17 protein-coding genes are annotated in these 15672 nt (G+C 53.4%); 4 read left to right on the forward strand and 13 right to left on the reverse strand.

The window, feature by feature from the left end; translation table 11 throughout:
• Nucleotides 1-149 precede the first annotated feature (149 nt).
• Entirely contained in the window at nt 150-1202 is a 1053-nt protein-coding gene (locus tag GUC46_RS16355; protein WP_102190733.1) for an AbrB family transcriptional regulator, read from the forward strand.
• An 8-nt stretch (nt 1203-1210) separates the two neighbouring features.
• Here GUC46_RS16355 and GUC46_RS16360 read toward each other — a convergent pair whose 3' ends face one another.
• From GUC46_RS16360 to ybgI, 9 genes are all read right to left on the reverse strand, one after another.
• A complete protein-coding gene (locus tag GUC46_RS16360; protein WP_130714868.1) occupies nt 1211-1627 on the reverse strand; it encodes a hypothetical protein in 417 nt (138 codons plus the stop codon).
• Nucleotides 1628-1713: 86 nt separating this feature from the next.
• The gene (nei, locus tag GUC46_RS16365) at nt 1714-2505 is read right to left on the reverse strand and encodes an endonuclease VIII (protein ID WP_102190734.1); all 792 of its coding nucleotides are present in this window, start codon (nt 2503-2505) and stop codon (nt 1714-1716) included.
• Nucleotides 2506-2519: 14 nt separating this feature from the next.
• On the reverse strand, nt 2520-3164 hold the full coding sequence (pcp, locus tag GUC46_RS16370; RefSeq protein ID WP_160180496.1) for a pyroglutamyl-peptidase I: 645 nt from the start codon (nt 3162-3164) through the stop codon (nt 2520-2522).
• Between the two features lie 9 nt (nt 3165-3173).
• On the reverse strand, nt 3174-4169 hold the full coding sequence (locus GUC46_RS16375) for a DUF979 domain-containing protein (protein WP_003847337.1): 996 nt from the start codon (nt 4167-4169) through the stop codon (nt 3174-3176).
• Nucleotides 4166-4888: a DUF969 domain-containing protein gene (locus GUC46_RS16380; protein ID WP_003835449.1), complete on the reverse strand. Its 723-nt coding sequence runs from the start codon at nt 4886-4888 to the stop codon at nt 4166-4168. Before GUC46_RS16380 ends, GUC46_RS16375 begins: the two co-directional genes overlap by 4 nt.
• Nucleotides 4889-4941: 53 nt before the next feature.
• Nucleotides 4942-5676: a 5-oxoprolinase subunit PxpA gene (pxpA, locus tag GUC46_RS16385; RefSeq protein WP_003835451.1), complete on the reverse strand. Its 735-nt coding sequence runs from the start codon at nt 5674-5676 to the stop codon at nt 4942-4944.
• Nucleotides 5666-6598 (reverse strand): 5-oxoprolinase subunit PxpC, encoded by a 933-nt coding sequence (pxpC, locus tag GUC46_RS16390; RefSeq protein ID WP_048998329.1) that lies wholly within the window; start codon nt 6596-6598, stop codon nt 5666-5668. The genes pxpA and pxpC overlap by 11 nt, the downstream gene beginning before the upstream one ends.
• A complete protein-coding gene (pxpB, locus tag GUC46_RS16395; protein ID WP_003835457.1) occupies nt 6592-7248 on the reverse strand; it encodes a 5-oxoprolinase subunit PxpB in 657 nt (218 codons plus the stop codon). The genes pxpC and pxpB overlap by 7 nt, the downstream gene beginning before the upstream one ends.
• 15 nt (nt 7249-7263) lie before the next feature.
• The gene (gene ybgI, locus GUC46_RS16400) at nt 7264-8007 is read right to left on the reverse strand and encodes a radiation resistance protein YbgI (RefSeq protein ID WP_048998327.1); all 744 of its coding nucleotides are present in this window, start codon (nt 8005-8007) and stop codon (nt 7264-7266) included.
• Between the two features lie 289 nt (nt 8008-8296).
• Between ybgI and dtpD the strand changes: the two genes are divergently transcribed.
• Nucleotides 8297-9778 (forward strand): dipeptide permease DtpD, encoded by a 1482-nt coding sequence (gene dtpD / locus GUC46_RS16405; RefSeq protein ID WP_130714870.1) that lies wholly within the window; start codon nt 8297-8299, stop codon nt 9776-9778.
• 50 nt (nt 9779-9828) lie between these two features.
• Here the strand turns inward: dtpD and GUC46_RS16410 are convergent, their stop codons facing one another.
• From GUC46_RS16410 to GUC46_RS16425, 4 genes are all read right to left on the reverse strand, one after another.
• Nucleotides 9829-10743, reverse strand: coding sequence for an Rpn family recombination-promoting nuclease/putative transposase (locus tag GUC46_RS16410; RefSeq protein WP_160180498.1), 915 nt, complete (start codon nt 10741-10743; stop codon nt 9829-9831).
• A 160-nt stretch (nt 10744-10903) separates the two neighbouring features.
• On the reverse strand, nt 10904-12322 hold the full coding sequence (phrB, locus tag GUC46_RS16415) for a deoxyribodipyrimidine photo-lyase (RefSeq protein ID WP_121539843.1): 1419 nt from the start codon (nt 12320-12322) through the stop codon (nt 10904-10906).
• Nucleotides 12323-12342: 20 nt separating this feature from the next.
• Entirely contained in the window at nt 12343-13296 is a 954-nt protein-coding gene (locus GUC46_RS16420; RefSeq protein ID WP_044712680.1) for a DUF523 and DUF1722 domain-containing protein, read from the reverse strand.
• An 89-nt stretch (nt 13297-13385) separates the two neighbouring features.
• Complete coding sequence (locus tag GUC46_RS16425) at nt 13386-13592, reverse strand: YbfA family protein (protein ID WP_003022870.1); 207 nt, start codon at nt 13590-13592, stop codon at nt 13386-13388.
• Between the two features lie 308 nt (nt 13593-13900).
• Here GUC46_RS16425 and kdpF point away from each other — a divergent pair, with 308 nt between their 5' ends.
• Together kdpF and kdpA are read left to right on the forward strand one after the other, a co-directional pair.
• The gene (gene kdpF, locus GUC46_RS16430; RefSeq protein WP_001670793.1) at nt 13901-13990 is read left to right on the forward strand and encodes a K(+)-transporting ATPase subunit F; all 90 of its coding nucleotides are present in this window, start codon (nt 13901-13903) and stop codon (nt 13988-13990) included.
• Nucleotides 13990-15669: a potassium-transporting ATPase subunit KdpA gene (gene kdpA, locus GUC46_RS16435; RefSeq protein ID WP_121539842.1), complete on the forward strand. Its 1680-nt coding sequence runs from the start codon at nt 13990-13992 to the stop codon at nt 15667-15669. Before kdpF ends, kdpA begins: the two co-directional genes overlap by 1 nt.
• Nucleotides 15670-15672: the final 3 nt, after the last annotated feature.

Consider the following 15672-nt stretch of genomic DNA (forward strand, 5'->3'; position numbering starts at 1 on the left):
CTGCCGTTCGATCCTGTGGCAGACCGCCAATATACCTGACTCCGTCACTGGCTAATCCGTTTTTATTGATACTTGATATTTTTTTCAGCGGACTTTTTCTCTATGCTGTATCAACACGTTAAACGCAGCATATAACTCAGGAGCATGGGATGCCTGTTTTGCAGTGGAGCCTGTTGTTTGTGCTATCGCTCGTGCTTTCCCTGCTCTTTCTGTTTATCCATCTTCCAGGCCCCTTGCTGCTCGGTTCGATGATCGTTGGCATCATCTTCAGTCTGCGCGGCATCTCTCTGCATCCTCCCCGCTGCACATTTCTTGGCGCGCAGGCGATTCTCGGCTGCATGATTGCCCAAAATCTGACCGGTTCAATCTTCACAACCCTTGCAGCCCACTGGCCGATGGTGATTGTTATCCTGCTGGCAACCCTTATCAGCAGCGCGATAATCGGCTGGCTGCTGGTTCGCTACAGTACGCTACCGGGGAACACCGGCGCATGGGGCTCGTCACCAGGCGGCGCAGCGGCAATGGTTGCAATGGCCCAGGATTATGGTGCCGACATCCGACTGGTGGCGTTTATGCAGTATCTGCGTGTACTGTTGGTGGTCGGCGCGGCAGCGATGGTCACCCGGCTGGTGATGGGCGACCAGGCGCTGGCGGTCAGTGAACAAATCATCTGGTTTCCGCCGCTAAGCGGCAATCTTTTCAGCACTCTGATGCTGGCCGCCGTTGCCGGCACGGCTGGACGCTTACTGCGTATTCCCTCTGGCGTCATGCTATTGCCGATGCTGGTGGGTGCCTTGCTGAATGCAAGCGGAGTAATGGTGATTGAACTGCCGGAATGGCTACTGGCGATAGCCTATATGGCCATCGGCTGGCAAATCGGCCTTGGCTTTGACAAACAGATCTTTCTAATGGCATTACGACCACTGCCGCAGATCCTGTTGTCCATTTTTTCACTAATGGCGATCTGCGCAGCTATGGCCTGGGGACTGGCGCATTACATGCAGATTGATTTTCTCACTGCCTATCTGGCAACCAGCCCAGGTGGCGTGGATTCTGTCGCGGTGATTGCCGCAGGAAGCCACGCTGATATGGCGCTCATCATGGCGATGCAAACCCTGCGACTGTTCAGCATTTTGTTAACTGGCCCCGCAGTCGCGCGGTTTATTTCGGTGCACGCGCCGAGAAAAATACCGTCATCATAAGGTATGCGTTAATCCGGATACCCAATTTCGGTTACGGCTGTTCCGGATTTATCCGCTGCAAACGTAAATTCTGTCACGCCCCCCGGAAAATTCTGCGTAATATGCAGCTCATTCTTACCTTTCCAGATATATTCCACCTGGTCAGTATCTCCGAGATTTTCTATTTTAAGATCATTACCTACGGTCAGAGTCGGGAGCAAATTTTCACGGTCTGAACGCGCTTTTCTGAAAACCTGATACGTTTCATCCAGAGTCATTGCAGGATAAAAACAACGGGTCTGGGCACCATGCTCATAGACATATTCCATATCCTGCGGCCCGGACTCGCATTTAGGGGCTACCGTCTCTGCGGCGGTAGCAAATGCGGAAAAGGAACTCGTTACTGCGACAAGTAAACCGCTACAATAAAAACGGTTAAAATCCATATTTCACTCCTTCTCATCTCCTTGAGAGATTCAGGTGACGTTATTCGAATTGCCCCTCTGCATCACCGGGACCGCACCATGCTATGCTATTTCTGACATCCCGGACACCAGTAAAAAGGTCGCGAAGAGAGCATCGTTTTCTCGATAGTCCCACCACAACGCTCACAGGCTTCGCCGTCCCGATGAAAGACCTTGAAGCGAAACAACGCACCGTGATGTTTATTCTCATCGACCAGCCCGCGGGTATTATAAGACAGGCGCGGAATATCAAGCAGCGCATGTGCCAGTTGATCCAACTGTTCATCGGCAAGCTGCGACGCTTTATGCTGCCCGGTCAACCCAACCTGCCAAAGGATCTCTACCCGCAAGTAGTTACCTAATCCCGCCAGAAAAGCCTGGTCCAGTAGCAGACCAGAAAACTGGCGATTGCAAAAACGCGGAGATAACAGACGCGCTTTAACGTCATCGGGCGTTAAACGTAAATCCAGTACATCCGGTCCTACCCGTTGCAGGAACGGATGGGTGGCGAGCTGTTCTGGCGTCAGCATTTCGATATCAGACGCGCTATACAGCAGGATAGTTTTGTCTTGCGTTTGCAATCTGACACGGAGTACCCGCGAGGTCTGCGGGATGTTGCCCGTATCCACCACTCGCCACACGCCATAGAGCTGATTGTGACTGTACAGCGTCAGGCCATTGGAAAAATGGGTCAGTAATGCTTTCCCTCGCGTTTCAAGCTGGGTAACACTCTGCCCAATCAGTTGAGATTGATACGGTTTTAACTGCTCAAAGGCAAACCAGACATCCGTCAGGGGTTTGCCTTTGACTGCCGCCTCCAGGTTATCCGCCGCGCGGCGGATCTCCGGGCCTTCAGGCATAATACTGTCCTTTGTTAATGTGTTGCGCCGCCCGTCACTGCGATATCGCTTTCCACCTGCAAGGCGGTGGCAATTGCAATCTCCAGCGCACGGCGCACCGTTTCTGTCACCATACTTGGCGCTCCGGGATGCTGTGCAGCCTGTTGCGGCAAATATGGGATATGAATAAAGCCGCCCTTCACCGCCGGTACATCGCGTAGTTTATGCAGCAGACCATACATCACATGATTACACACGAAAGTGCCAGCGGTCTGGGAAACCGAGGCCGGAATTCCCGCGTTGCGCATAGCCACAACCATCGCTTTGATCGGCAGCGAGCTAAACCATGCCGCTGGACCATCGGCTACAATCGGCACATCTACCGGCTGTTGCCCCTGATTATCTGCAATACGCGCATCGTCAACGTTAATCGCCACGCGTTCCACGGTGATATCCGTGCGGCCACCTGCCTGCCCCACCGCCAGGACCAGCGATGGCGACAGCGCGTCAATCGCGCCATTGAGTACGGTAAGAGACTCGCCAAAGACGCACGGCAGTTGGCGGGCAACGACGCGGCATCCACCGATGATAGCATTATCGAGTCCCGAGACCACTTCCCAGGAAGGGTTAACTGATTCGCCGCCAAAGGGTTCAAATCCCGTGATGAGTACTGTTTTCATCCTGTCACCTTACAAGAACATCAGGAAATACATTAGGAACACGTTGACCAATAGCAGCAGTATGCCGGTTGGCACCTGCGCTTTAATCACAGCATTTTTGTCCGGTAGTTCCAGCAGCGCAGCAGGGACAATGTTAAAGTTCGCCGCCATCGGCGTCATCAGTGTCCCGCAATAACCGGAGAACATACCAATCGCCGCCATTACCGCCGGATTACCACCGTGTTGCAGTACAAGAATTGGAATACCAATCCCAGCGGTCACGATCGGGAAAGCAGCAAACGCATTGCCCATGACCATAGTCAGCAATGCCATGCCGATGGTGTACACCGCCACTGCGATAAAGCGACTGTCTACCGCCAGATATTCCTGCGTCAGATATGAAATGCCGCTGCCTACGCCCGCTGCCGTAAACAACAGCCCGAGCGTAGCCAGAATCTGTGGCAGGATGAACGCCCAGCCGATGGAGTCCAGCAGACGGCGCGCCTCCTGGATCGGTTGATGCACCCGCTCATGGGTCATTTTTATTGCCATCGCCAGACCAATCAACGAACCTGCGGTCATGGAAAAAAGCGTCACCAGCGTGGCGTGATTACCCGGCCCAAACAGCGCATCCTGTAAGCCCGGAATATGGTTGAACATCAGCACGCCAATAACCGTTACTACCGGGATCGCCAGCGCCGGGAAAAAAAGGCGGTTGCCCAAGCGACTGGCACTTTCTTCGCGCTGTTGCTGCGTCCGTTGATGGTAACTTCCCAGCTTCACGCCGCCAAAACCGGCGATCAGCGCCAGGACGACCACCGCAATACCGACGGCAATATGCACCGCGCGCTTGTCGCCAAACAGCGAGAATGTCCAGTCGCCAAGCAGAAACAGTACGCCGTATATGCCCCAAAACAGGCCAGTGGTGAAACGACGCGGGTTCGCTTTATCCTGCCAGGACATGACGGCCACAATCAGTAATACCGCGCCCGCCAGCCAGTAGAGATAGCTTTGTTGAAAATTCATTGCGCTTCCCCTTTCGCTGCGGCGTTCGCTTTCGCCACCTCACGTTGCAAATAGCTATCCAGACGCCACAAACGTGTGCCGTGGATCAGGAAAGCACAAATTGCCGTTGGGATCCCCCATAGGGCGATATGCAGCGGTTCGGTCTGGATCCCACCAGACTCCAGCATAAAGTTATGCATGAAGATGATGGCGCCGAAAGCAACAAAGATATCTTCACCGAAAAACAGCCCGACGTTATCGGTCGCCGCTGACATTGCGCGCAGTCGATAGCGTACCGCCCCAGGTATCTCGCCGTGATTTTTCTCAGCGGCCCCTTCCGCCATCGGCGCCAGCAGCGGACGCACCATTTGCGGATGCCCCCCCAGACTGGTGAGTCCTAATGCAGCGGTCGCTTCGCGAATGAACAGATAGACAATCAGCAGGCGGCCGCTGGTAGCGCTGCGGATTTTTGCAATCCACGCCTGTGCACGCTCTTTCAGACCGTGACGTTCCAGCAGACCGATTACCGCCAGTGGGATCAGCAGGATAAACGGTAGGTTGCGGGTGTTAAGAAAACCTTCACCCAGTTTCTCGAGAATAGTGGCGATAGGCATATGCGCCGCCAGTCCCGTGACGATCCCGGCAATAATAACCACCAATACCGGGTTAAAACGTAAAAGAAATCCGACCACGATGACGGCGATCCCCGTCAATGGCCAGAGAGAAATAGCCTCTCCCATAATTAAATCCCTTATGTTGTTGTGTAATATATTATTGTTTTGTATGAATAAATTTATGCGCTAATTTGAATATTGCATGCTTCAAAGGCGCTACGCAAGCGACGAGCAAAAGCGAGTGCGTGCTCGCCATCCCCATGAATGCATACCGTCTGGGCAGTCACGCTCGCCCATGTCCCACTTTGGCTTTTTACTCTGCCGGATTGCACCATTTCTAACGTTTGCGCCAACGCCTGCTCTTCATCCTCAATCAGTGCGCCCGGCTGACTACGCGGCACCAGGCTGCCATCGGCCTGATAACCCCGATCGGCAAACACCTCCTGACGCGTTACCAGGCCATAGTGTTCTCCAGCACGAATCAGTTCGCTTCCCGCCAGTCCCACTAAAATCAGCGACGGATCGCAGGCATGAACCGCTTTCGCAATCGCATCAGCCAGTTGAGGATCTTTCGCTGCCTGGTTATAGAGCATGCCATGCGGTTTGACATGATGCATCACACCGCCCTCCGCCCGCGTGATGGCAGCCAGCGCGCCAATTTGATACAGCGTCTGCGCATACACCGTTTGCGCAGGCAGGGTCATGGCGCTACGGCCAAAATTTTCCCGATCCGGAAAGCTGGGATGCGCACCTATCGCTACGCCATTTTTTAGCGCTTCGCGCACGCTTGAGAGCATGGTTTGCGCATCGCCTGCGTGAAACCCACAGGCGATGTTGGCCGATGACACCAATTGCAGCAACGCTGCATCGTTCGCACATCCCTCACCGAGGTCTGCATTGAGATCAATTTTCATTGTTAAGCCGCCATGCTAACTGTTCCAGGTAACGCTGCTGGTCGTACCGCGCCTTCAGCGCTTCCTCCAGCGAACACTGCACAAAATGAATCGGTTGACCGAGCGGGATCTGCGCCAGATGATACATATCTGCCTCAATAATACAGGCGATGCGCGGATAGCCGCCCGTCGTCTGAGCATCGTTCATCAGCACAATGGGTTGGCCATTATGTGGAACCTGCACCACACCGGGGAGCAAGCCATGCGACAGCAGCTCGCGATCGGTCGTGCGCGTCAGCGGCTGCCCCTGAAGACGATACCCCATACGGTTACTTTGTGGGCTAAGTTGCCACGGTGAGCGCCAGAACGAAGCCTGCGATACCTCATCAAACTCCTGATATTCAGGTCCGGGCAGCGCACGAATGAGATTACCCCACATCAGTTGCTTAACACCTTGCGGCTCGCTGAATTTCCGGGTAGATACGCCAATCGCCAGTCGATCGCCATCACGCAGTAGACGCCCTTCAAACCCACCAATGCCCACTTTCAGATCGGTACTACGCGAGCCCATCACTTCAGGAACATCAATACCGCCCGCTATCGCCAGATAACTGCGCATGCCATGAAGCGGACGTTTTAGCGTCAGGCGCTGCCCGGCTTTTACCGGTAACCGCCATCCGCTCCACACGGGCGTACGATCCAGATGCGCTTCGCATCCGGCACCGGTCAGGGCAAACCAGCCATCGGCTTCAAACTCCACCACCAGTTGCCCCAGCGTGATTTCCAGCGCTGCGGCATTCGCATCATTACCCACCAGCAGGTTAGCCACGTTCAGCGCCGGTTTATCCAGCGCCCCACAGTGACTGATTCCGGATTGACGAAAACTATGACGTCCCCCGTCCTGTACTGAGGTGTACATGCCAGCGCGGATGATGTTTAACATATCCCCTCCTTCTGCGGGACAAAACGCACGGTATCGCCAGCCCGTAACAGAATCGGCTCCTCCCGTTTTGGATCAAATAACGAAACGGAGGTACGCCCAATCAATTGCCACCCGCCAGGCGTGGAAAGCGGGTAGATCCCCGTTTGAGATCCACCGATACCGACAGAACCTGCCGGAACAAGCAAACGCGGTTCCGCACGTCTGGGAGTATGCAGTTGTTCAGGTAAGCTCCCGAGATAGGGGAATCCCGGCTGAAAACCGATAAACCACACCACGTAATCAACCGACGCATGAAGTTCCACAACTTGCTTGTCACTTAATCCGCTGTGCCGGGCGACCTCTGCCAGATCGGGGCCGGCCTCACCGCCATAGGTGACGGGAATTTCAATAAAGCGCGAATCCGGCTCCAGTGCTTCACTCTCTTCCCACCAGCGTTGCAGGCGCTCAATCGCATCCAGCGCCAGCGTTTGCGGGTCGCGCAAGGTCACCGTGATATTGTTCATGCCTGGAATAGCTTCCAGTACATTCGGGGCATCAACCAGACGCTGGGCCAGACGCCAGATGCGTTTCTGAGTCGCCAGCGTAATGGGTGGTTCCAGTTCAAGAACCACTGCCGTTTCACCTAACAGATAACAACGCGCTCGCTGCACTTTCGTCCCTCTTTATTACGCTGGATTAGGAATATCGATAAAAGTCACGTCCAGATCGGTATTTTCATTAAGCCAATCGCTTAATGCGCGAATGCCGCCGCGTTCGGTCGCATGGTGACCGGCAGCATAAAAATGCAGCCCCTGCTCGCGGGCTGAGTGAATGGTTTGCTCTGAAACTTCACCAGTGATAAAAGCGTCGACGCCAAATCGGGCTGCGCTATCAATAAAACTTTGACCGCCCCCGGTACACCAGGCGACGCGCTGAACTTTTTCCGGACCGGTATCACCACACCATAACGGTTTACGGCCTAAACGCGCTTCAATCCACGATGCCAACTCCAGTCCCGGAACCGGCATGGAGAGTTCTCCCCATGGCACCAGCGGTTCGATCTCACCCATCACGGTAATCCCCAACAGCGCGGCCAACTGCACGTTATTCCCCAGTTCCGGGTGAGCATCCAGCGGCAGGTGCCAGCCATACAGGTTGATATCGTTTTCCAACAGCGTTTTCAGACGATGGCGCTTCATGCCGCGAATTACCGGAGATTCGCCTTTCCAGAAATAACCGTGATGAACGATAACCGCATCGGCCTGCAGGCGCACCGCCTCATCCAGCAGCGCCTGACTTGCGGTCACGCCGGTCACGATTTTATGCACCGTCTCTTTGCCCTCAACCTGCAAACCATTCGGCGCATAGTCGCTAATGGCGGCGCTGTTCAGTTTGTCGTTGATCAGTTGTTCCAGTTCGGTGTTTTTCATCATCGTCCTCGTAGTCATTAATTCTGCCTGCCTAATCAGCAACACAGCTTAGGTTAAAATAGCGTCCTCGCCTGCGTTCGTCGATAGCCATTTCACTGACACATCAAGAAACAATCACACCCGCTTTGAACATGATTTGCTTACCACTACGCGATCCAATTCATGTATATTTATGCAATCAGACAGCATATTGCAAAAATAATCAGATCTGTATCAAAGTTACAACTTTAAGGAAACACGCTCGCGCAGTACGCTCAGCCTGTCGCGAGGCATTTACTTCGAGAAAATAATGAATAAACAAGCATCTCAACCACGGGCGATTTATTACGTCGTCGCGCTACAAATCTGGGAATATTTCAGTTTTTACGGCATGCGTGCGCTGCTGATCCTGTATCTCACTAACCAGCTCAAGTACGACGATAATCACGCATATGAACTGTTCAGCGCCTACTGTTCGCTGGTCTACGTCACCCCCATTCTCGGGGGATACCTGGCAGATAAAGTGCTCGGTAATCGAATGGCGGTGATGATCGGCGCATTTTTAATGGCGGTGGGACATCTGGTATTGGGCGCAAGCGAAATGGCTCCGGCGTTCCTTTATTTGTCGCTGGCGATCATTGTCTGCGGCTACGGTCTGTTTAAATCCAACATTAGTTGCCTGCTGGGCGAGTTATATCAACCTGAAGATCCGCGTCGCGACGGTGGATTCTCTCTGCTCTACGCAGCCGGTAACATCGGTTCGATCCTCGCACCGATTGCCTGCGGATACGTGCAGGAAGAGTACAGCTGGGCGATGGGCTTTGCGCTGGCTGCGATTGGCATGCTGGCTGGGTTAGTGATTTTCTTATGCGGTAATCGCCATTTCGCTCATACCACTGGCGTCAACAAGGCTGTGCTGTGTGCGAAAAAGTATATGCTGCCAAACTGGGCCTGGCTGTTAGTTCTGCTGGTTGCAGCACCGTTACTGATTACCGTCCTGTTCTGGAAAGAGTGGTCCGTTTACGCACTGATTGTTGCCACGGTTATTGGTCTGGCGGTTCTGGCGAAGATTTACCGTCAGGCGCAAACCCAAAAGCAGCGCAAAGAATTGGGGCTTATCGTCACGCTGACCTTCTTCAGCTTGCTGTTCTGGGCCTTTGCTCAACAGGGCGGCAGCTCGATTAGCCTGTATATTGACCGCTTCGTAAATCGCGATATTTTGGGGTATTCCGTCCCGACCGCGATGTTCCAGTCGGTTAACGCCTTTGCCGTTATGCTGTGCGGTATCGTGCTGGCCTGGGTAATCAAAGAAAGCGTTGGCGGCAATCGTACCGTACGTATTTGGGGTAAATTCGCCCTTGGCCTCGGTTTAATGAGCGCAGGGTTCTGCATTCTGACCTTAAGCGCCCGCTGGTCCGCAGCTTACGGCCACTCTTCCATGCCGCTGATGGTATTGGGGCTGGCGGTCATGGGCTTTGCCGAACTGTTTATCGACCCGGTGGCGATGTCGCAAATTACGCGTATTGAGATCCCTGGGGTGACTGGCGTATTAACAGGCATTTATATGCTGCTGTCCGGCGCCATCGCCAACTATCTGGCAGGCGTTATCGCCGATCAGACGTCGCAAGGCTCTTTTGATGCTGCTGGCGCTATCAACTACTCCATCAATGCGTATATTGATGTCTTTAGCGAAATTACCTGGGGCGCGCTGGCCTGCATGGTGTTGGTGCTGCTGATTTGGCTGTACCAGTCGCTTAAGTTCAGAAACCGTCCGCTGGCGGTAGAATCCTGAGTGTAAGGGCCCGATGATGTAATACTATTCGGGCCTGTTTTTTCGGGTAATTACGCATAACTTGCAGCGAGTTCCTCTTCAGTAAGCCCCGTCACTAGTAGTACCATTGCGCGATCTATTCCCTGCTCCAGCATAGTTTGCGCTATACGTAATGCGGCTTCTCGCTTTCCTACTTCTTTGCCTTGTTGTAAACCTTCCTGTAATCCATCTAACCGTAACCGCTCCGCAATAGTCATCAGCCTCTCCTTATGTTGGGGGATCCGTTGCGCCATCTCTTGCATAAACTCATTAAAGCGAGATTCATCGCCGGATCGTAGGATGTAATTAAACATCGCCTGCAGTTGCGTGTCATTAGCGCATCCAGTAAGTAGTAGCGTGGTCAGTTGTTCTATCAGCCCCATCAAATCCCGCTGACGGATATGTTTTTGCATTAATTCCAGCAGCGCCATTCGCCTGTGAGCCATGATCTCATCATCGGGTACCACCGTTATGTCTACCAACGGAAATGCGCTGGAATAAAGCTGTCTTGCCGCCACGGGGTCGGCAAAGGTATCCAGCCAGCACAATGAGTACGGATAGGGGCTTCGGCAGCCATGATAAAACAGCATCGGTATCACCAGCGGCAGTTCCTTGTGCCCTGCGTCCAGATGGCGCTGCATCGCCGCCAGCGCATAACGCAACAGACGAAAAGCCATATGTGGCTCGGCTGAACTTTGATGCTCTATCACCACATAGACATAACCGTCACCGTTGCGTGTGTGCAAAGACCAGAGCACGTCGGAGTAGCGCGAACGTAAATCCGCTTCAATAAAGCTTTCTGACTCCAGTTGCAGCGAATTCAAATCGCAAAGCATCCGCAGTTCAGCTGGCAGGTGAATGTCGAGAAAACCCCGTGCAGTTTCGGGATGATGTAAAAACGTTTTAAACACCGCATCATGCGGGGTGGAGGTCGTTGGCGTCGTCATTAATTTCCGTCATTTTCATTCAGATGACGGAAATTTACTGCTGAGAGAAAACTTGTGCAGCAGGGTATTCACGGTACTGAGCGCACGCTTCAGCGCTAAAATCACCCGACTGCAACATGTTCATTCTGTTGGAAGGTATTACGCAAAATCCACCATGCCTTTACCCTTTACGCGCCGCCTCATATGCCGCCAGCGTCGCCAGCCTTGCCTGTTTATGATCCACAATCGGGCGAGGATAACTTAGTGTTACCTGAGCTTTTTCTGCCCACGACCACGGGTCATGAATGGCTTTACCCGGTACGTCGCGCAGTTCCGGCACCCACTGGCGGATAAACTCACCGTCACGGTCGAATTTTTCGCCCTGCGTCGTGGGGTTAAATATACGGAAATACGGTGCGGCGTCGGTTCCGGTTGAGGCTGCCCACTGCCAGCCGCCGTTATTGGCCGCGAGGTCACCATCAATCAGTTGCGACATGAAATATTGTTCGCCTTTACGCCAGTCAATCAGCAGGTCCTTCACCAAAAAACTGGCGGTAATCATGCGTAATCGATTATGCATCCAGCCCGTGGCGTTGAGCTGACGCATCGCCGCATCCACAATAGGGTAACCCGTACTACCCGTTTTCCAGGCCTGCAAATGCGTCGGATTATTCTGCCATTGCACGCGATCGGTCCAGTGGATAAAGGGTTGATACCGACACAGCGCCGGATGGTAAGTCATCAGATGACGATAAAATTCACGCCAGATAAGCTCGTTCAGCCAGACGCTACCCCTGCCGCCCTCAAGCGCCTGCGGCTGCTCCGCGAGCAGTCGATTCAGGCACTGGCGCGGTGATAGTCCTCCTGTCGCCAGGCTCGCGGATAATCGACTGGTCCCGTCAATCGCAGGAAAATCACGCTGCTGCTCGTATTCTCCCGCCGCCTGCTGGCAAAAATGGCGTAATTGCGCGATGGCCAATTTTTCATCTGCCACAAACCTCTGCGCATCAAAATCTTGCTGCGGATAGCTCAGCGTTATTGCGCTTAACGACGTGCTGAGTGCGCCGCTGTCCCTCATTTTCGGCGCGCTAACGCATTCTGGAATACCGTCTTTAATCCGCTTCAGCCAGGCATTTTTAAACGGCGTGAACACTTTATACATCTCATGATTGCCGGTCATCACCGCCCCCGGGGGCAGGATCACGCTGTCGTCAAACCCTTCGCACACCACCTGAGGTAAGGACTTTTCGACGGCGGCATCACGCTGGCGTTCGTTTATTTCATATTGATAGTTATAAAATAATCGACTGACGTCATGCTGCAGGCAGACATTTTTGATGGTGTCCACGCTGGCCGCAAAATCAGCCACTTCGTAAAACAATAAAGGGATGCCTTTTTCTGCCAGCGCTGTTTGTAACGCATTCAACTTCGCGCAGGTAAATGCCGCCTGGCGCGGGGCCATATCGTGGGCCTTCCACTGCTCGGGGGTAGCGATATATAACGCCAGCACCTGCGCAGAACGATCCCGACAAGCCGCCGCCAGCGCGAGGTTGTCGTGCAGGCGTAAATCACGCCGAAACCAGACCAAATGGGTGGTCATAACACTCCTGAAGAAAAAACTTAACGCCCGTAGCGCAAACGCAGAGCCTCTGGCCAGGGATTGAAATAGCGCTGCCCGGAGAGATAAGCATCCGGATATTCCGCCATATAGTGTTTGAGTAATGTTATTGGCGCAAGCAGCGGTTGAGTCGAACGTCGATACCCGTCAATGAGAGAGGCCAGCTCCTGCCGCTGACGAGAATTTAATTGCGTACGGAAATAGCCCTGGACATGCATCAGCACGTTGGTATGGTTGCGCCGGGAGGGAAGATGCGCCAGCAAACTCATCAGCCTTAAGCGATACTCGACAAAATAAGCCTGCAAATCTTGCCATTCGCCGATCGCCGCGACAAAACGCCCGAGTTCGCGATACTCCGGCTGGGAATGGGCCAACAGTAATAGCTTGTAACGGCTGTGATAATCGATTAGTGCTCCGCGCGTTAACCCTTGCTGACGGATACCGTTGAGCTCGTGCAAGGCATAAATGCGCTCAACAAAATTTTCCCGAATCTGCGGGTCGTGCAAACGCCCGTCCTCTTCCACGGGAAGCCAGGGTAACGTCGACATCAGCACAGACGTAAAGATCCCTCGTCCCGCTTTACGGTTGTTTTTGCCTTCCGCGTCGTAGACCCGCACCCGTTCCATACCGCAACTAGGCGATTTTGCACAGACAATATAGCCACACAAATGCTCCAGACGATCGCTTTGTCGCTGACTAAAAGCCGTCATTACGTCTGTCAAATCACCCTCGCGCTTATCACTAAAACGCAGGGAGACAGCCTCGCCCTCTTTGACCAGATGCAGCGCAGGTCTCGGGACCGGTAACCCGATACCCATTTCAGGGCATACGGGTTCGAACGCGACCCACGGCGACAGTTCTTCCACAGCAAAGGCCAGCCGCTTATGCCCACCATCATAGCGAACCGCCTCCCCCAACAGACAGGCACTTATACCAACAGGGATTTTCTCGCTCATGATCGCTCCTTTCTCATTCCTGAGGTAAGTGTAGCTATCATGAACAAAAAAGCCGCTGATATCAGCGGCTTTTGGGGATTTATTAGCTATCAGTAGAAATCGCAGGTGGCTTTTTCAGCCTGCTCCATCCACACCGGTTTATCACTGGTTTTAGACCAGACGCGGTGCAGGTAGCTGTAAAAACGGGCGCGGTCTTTCCAGAACAACATGACCGGCAGCGCCAGCACGCCCGCCACAACGGCAAAGGTACGGCGCAAGAAAACAATGTGTGCTGGATATTCTTTATAAAAGTCCATAATCCTCTCCCATATATCTGTTCGGTGAATCGCACCGGAAAAATAAACTTGGTTAACTGATGAAAATAATACCGCCTTGTGTGTAATTTTGCTACTCATCCGACCACTTATTTTTATCTATTGATGCTCCGTTTAGCTAAAAACTGTAATTAAGTTACATAAAAGTTAAATTAATACTAATCATTAGTTAAATAATGGTCTTTGCCATTTTTATACTTTTTTTACACCCCACCCACTGATTTTTGCGAAATCTTTGCAAGCAAAAATCTACGCTCTGGTTATCACATTTATGCCACTGGAGGTGCACCGTGAGTGCAGGCGTGATAACCGGCATTGTGCTGGTCTTTTTATTATTAGGTTATTTGGTGTATGCCCTGATTAATGCGGAGGCGTTCTGATGGCGGCCCAAGGATTTTTACTCATTGCCAGTTTCTTGCTGGTGCTGTTTGTCATCGCCAGATCGCTGGGCTTTGGGCTGGCTCGACTGATCAATAATACGTCCCTGCCGGGCCTGACTGGCGTGGAGAGTTTGCTCTGGCGTGGTCTGGGCATCTCACAGCAGGAGATGAACTGGCGGCAGTATCTGTTGGCGATCCTCGCGCTCAATGTACTGGGCCTGCTGGTCCTGTTTTCGATGCTGATGGCGCAAAACCTGCTGCCGTTAAATCCTCAGCAACTGCCAGGGCTTTCGTGGGATCTGGCGCTTAACACCGCGGTGAGTTTTGTCACTAATACCAACTGGCAATCCTACGCTGGTGAAACCACCTTAAGCTACTTCAGCCAGATGGTCGGGCTGACCGTACAAAACTTCCTGTCAGCGGCAACCGGGATTGCGGTGATTTTTGCCCTGACCCGCGCCTTCACGCGCCAGAGTATGAACACCTTGGGCAACGCCTGGGTCGATCTGATTCGCATTACGCTGTGGATCTTGCTCCCCATTGCATTGCTCATTGCGCTGTTCTTCATTCAGCAAGGTGTGCTGCAAAACGTGTTGCCCTATCAGCCCATCACCACCCTTGAAGGGGTTAAACACCTGCTGCCGATGGGGCCCGTCGCCTCACAGGAAGCGATTAAGATGCTTGGCACTAACGGGGGCGGTTTCTTTAACGCTAACTCATCACATCCGTTTGAAAACCCTACCGCGTTGACCAATCTGGTACAGATGCTGGCTATTTTCTTAATTCCTACCGCGCTGTGTTTTGCCTTTGGTGATGTGGTGGGCGATCGTCGCCAGGGACGGACCCTGCTGTGGGCCATGTCGCTGATATTTGTGGTCTGCGTAGCCGTGGTGATGTGGGCTGAAGTTCAGGGCAACCCGCACCTGATGGCATTCGGTGCAGACAGCAATATCAACATGGAAGGCAAAGAGAGCCGCTTTGGCGTGCTGGCCACGAGTCTGTTTTCCGTCGTGACGACAGCGGCATCCTGCGGCGCTGTCGATGCTATGCATGACTCCTTCACCGCACTGGGCGGCATGGTGCCGATGTGGTTAATGCAGATTGGTGAAGTGGTCTTCGGCGGCGTGGGTTCAGGTCTGTACGGCATGCTGCTGTTCGTGCTGCTGGCGGTATTTATCGCCGGGTTAATGATTGGCCGCACACCAGAGTATCTGGGTAAGAAAATCGACGTGCGCGAAATGAAAATGACCGCGTTGGCGATTCTGGTCACCCCTGCGCTGGTCCTGATCGGCACAGCGATCGCCATGATGACCGAAGCTGGCCGCAGCGCCATGCTTAACCCGGGTCCACACGGGTTTAGCGAAGTGCTGTATGCCGTGTCGTCCGCCTCGAACAACAACGGTAGCGCCTTCGCCGGGTTAAGCGCCAACAGCCCGTTCTGGAACTGCCTGCTGGCCTTATGCATGTTCTTCGGTCGCTTCGGCGTGATCATTCCCGTGATGGCGATTGCCGGATCGCTGGTCAGTAAAAAGATCCAGCCAGCCAGCTCCGGCACGCTACCTACCCACGGCGCGCTGTTTGTCGGGTTGTTGATCGGTACGGTGTTACTGGTTGGCGCTCTCACCTTTGTTCCTGCCCTGGCGCTTGGCCCGGTCGCAGAATACCTGTCATTACACTGAGTG

The sequence above is a fragment of the Citrobacter sp. LUTT5 genome, from assembly GCF_009905315.1.
In the GTDB taxonomy this organism is placed as follows: Bacteria; Pseudomonadota; Gammaproteobacteria; order Enterobacterales; family Enterobacteriaceae; genus Citrobacter; species Citrobacter freundii.

Excerpts from the sequence above, each read along its gene's own strand:
- GUC46_RS16355 (WP_102190733.1), top strand. The coding sequence starts at position 150 with ATGCCTGTTTTGCAGTGGAGCCTGTTGTTTGTGCTATCGCTCGTGCTT.
- GUC46_RS16360 (WP_130714868.1), bottom strand. The coding sequence starts at position 1,627 with ATGGATTTTAACCGTTTTTATTGTAGCGGTTTACTTGTCGCAGTAACG.
- nei (WP_102190734.1), bottom strand. The coding sequence starts at position 2,505 with ATGCCTGAAGGCCCGGAGATCCGCCGCGCGGCGGATAACCTGGAGGCG.
- pcp (WP_160180496.1), bottom strand. The coding sequence starts at position 3,164 with ATGAAAACAGTACTCATCACGGGATTTGAACCCTTTGGCGGCGAATCA.
- GUC46_RS16375 (WP_003847337.1), bottom strand. The coding sequence starts at position 4,169 with ATGAATTTTCAACAAAGCTATCTCTACTGGCTGGCGGGCGCGGTATTA.
- GUC46_RS16380 (WP_003835449.1), bottom strand. The coding sequence starts at position 4,888 with ATGGGAGAGGCTATTTCTCTCTGGCCATTGACGGGGATCGCCGTCATC.
- pxpA (WP_003835451.1), bottom strand. The coding sequence starts at position 5,676 with ATGAAAATTGATCTCAATGCAGACCTCGGTGAGGGATGTGCGAACGAT.
- pxpC (WP_048998329.1), bottom strand. The coding sequence starts at position 6,598 with ATGTTAAACATCATCCGCGCTGGCATGTACACCTCAGTACAGGACGGG.
- ybgI (WP_048998327.1), bottom strand. The coding sequence starts at position 8,007 with ATGAAAAACACCGAACTGGAACAACTGATCAACGACAAACTGAACAGC.
- dtpD (WP_130714870.1), top strand. The coding sequence starts at position 8,297 with ATGAATAAACAAGCATCTCAACCACGGGCGATTTATTACGTCGTCGCG.
- GUC46_RS16410 (WP_160180498.1), bottom strand. The coding sequence starts at position 10,743 with ATGACGACGCCAACGACCTCCACCCCGCATGATGCGGTGTTTAAAACG.
- phrB (WP_121539843.1), bottom strand. The coding sequence starts at position 12,322 with ATGACCACCCATTTGGTCTGGTTTCGGCGTGATTTACGCCTGCACGAC.
- GUC46_RS16420 (WP_044712680.1), bottom strand. The coding sequence starts at position 13,296 with ATGAGCGAGAAAATCCCTGTTGGTATAAGTGCCTGTCTGTTGGGGGAG.
- GUC46_RS16425 (WP_003022870.1), bottom strand. The coding sequence starts at position 13,592 with ATGGACTTTTATAAAGAATATCCAGCACACATTGTTTTCTTGCGCCGT.
- kdpA (WP_121539842.1), top strand. The coding sequence starts at position 13,990 with ATGGCGGCCCAAGGATTTTTACTCATTGCCAGTTTCTTGCTGGTGCTG.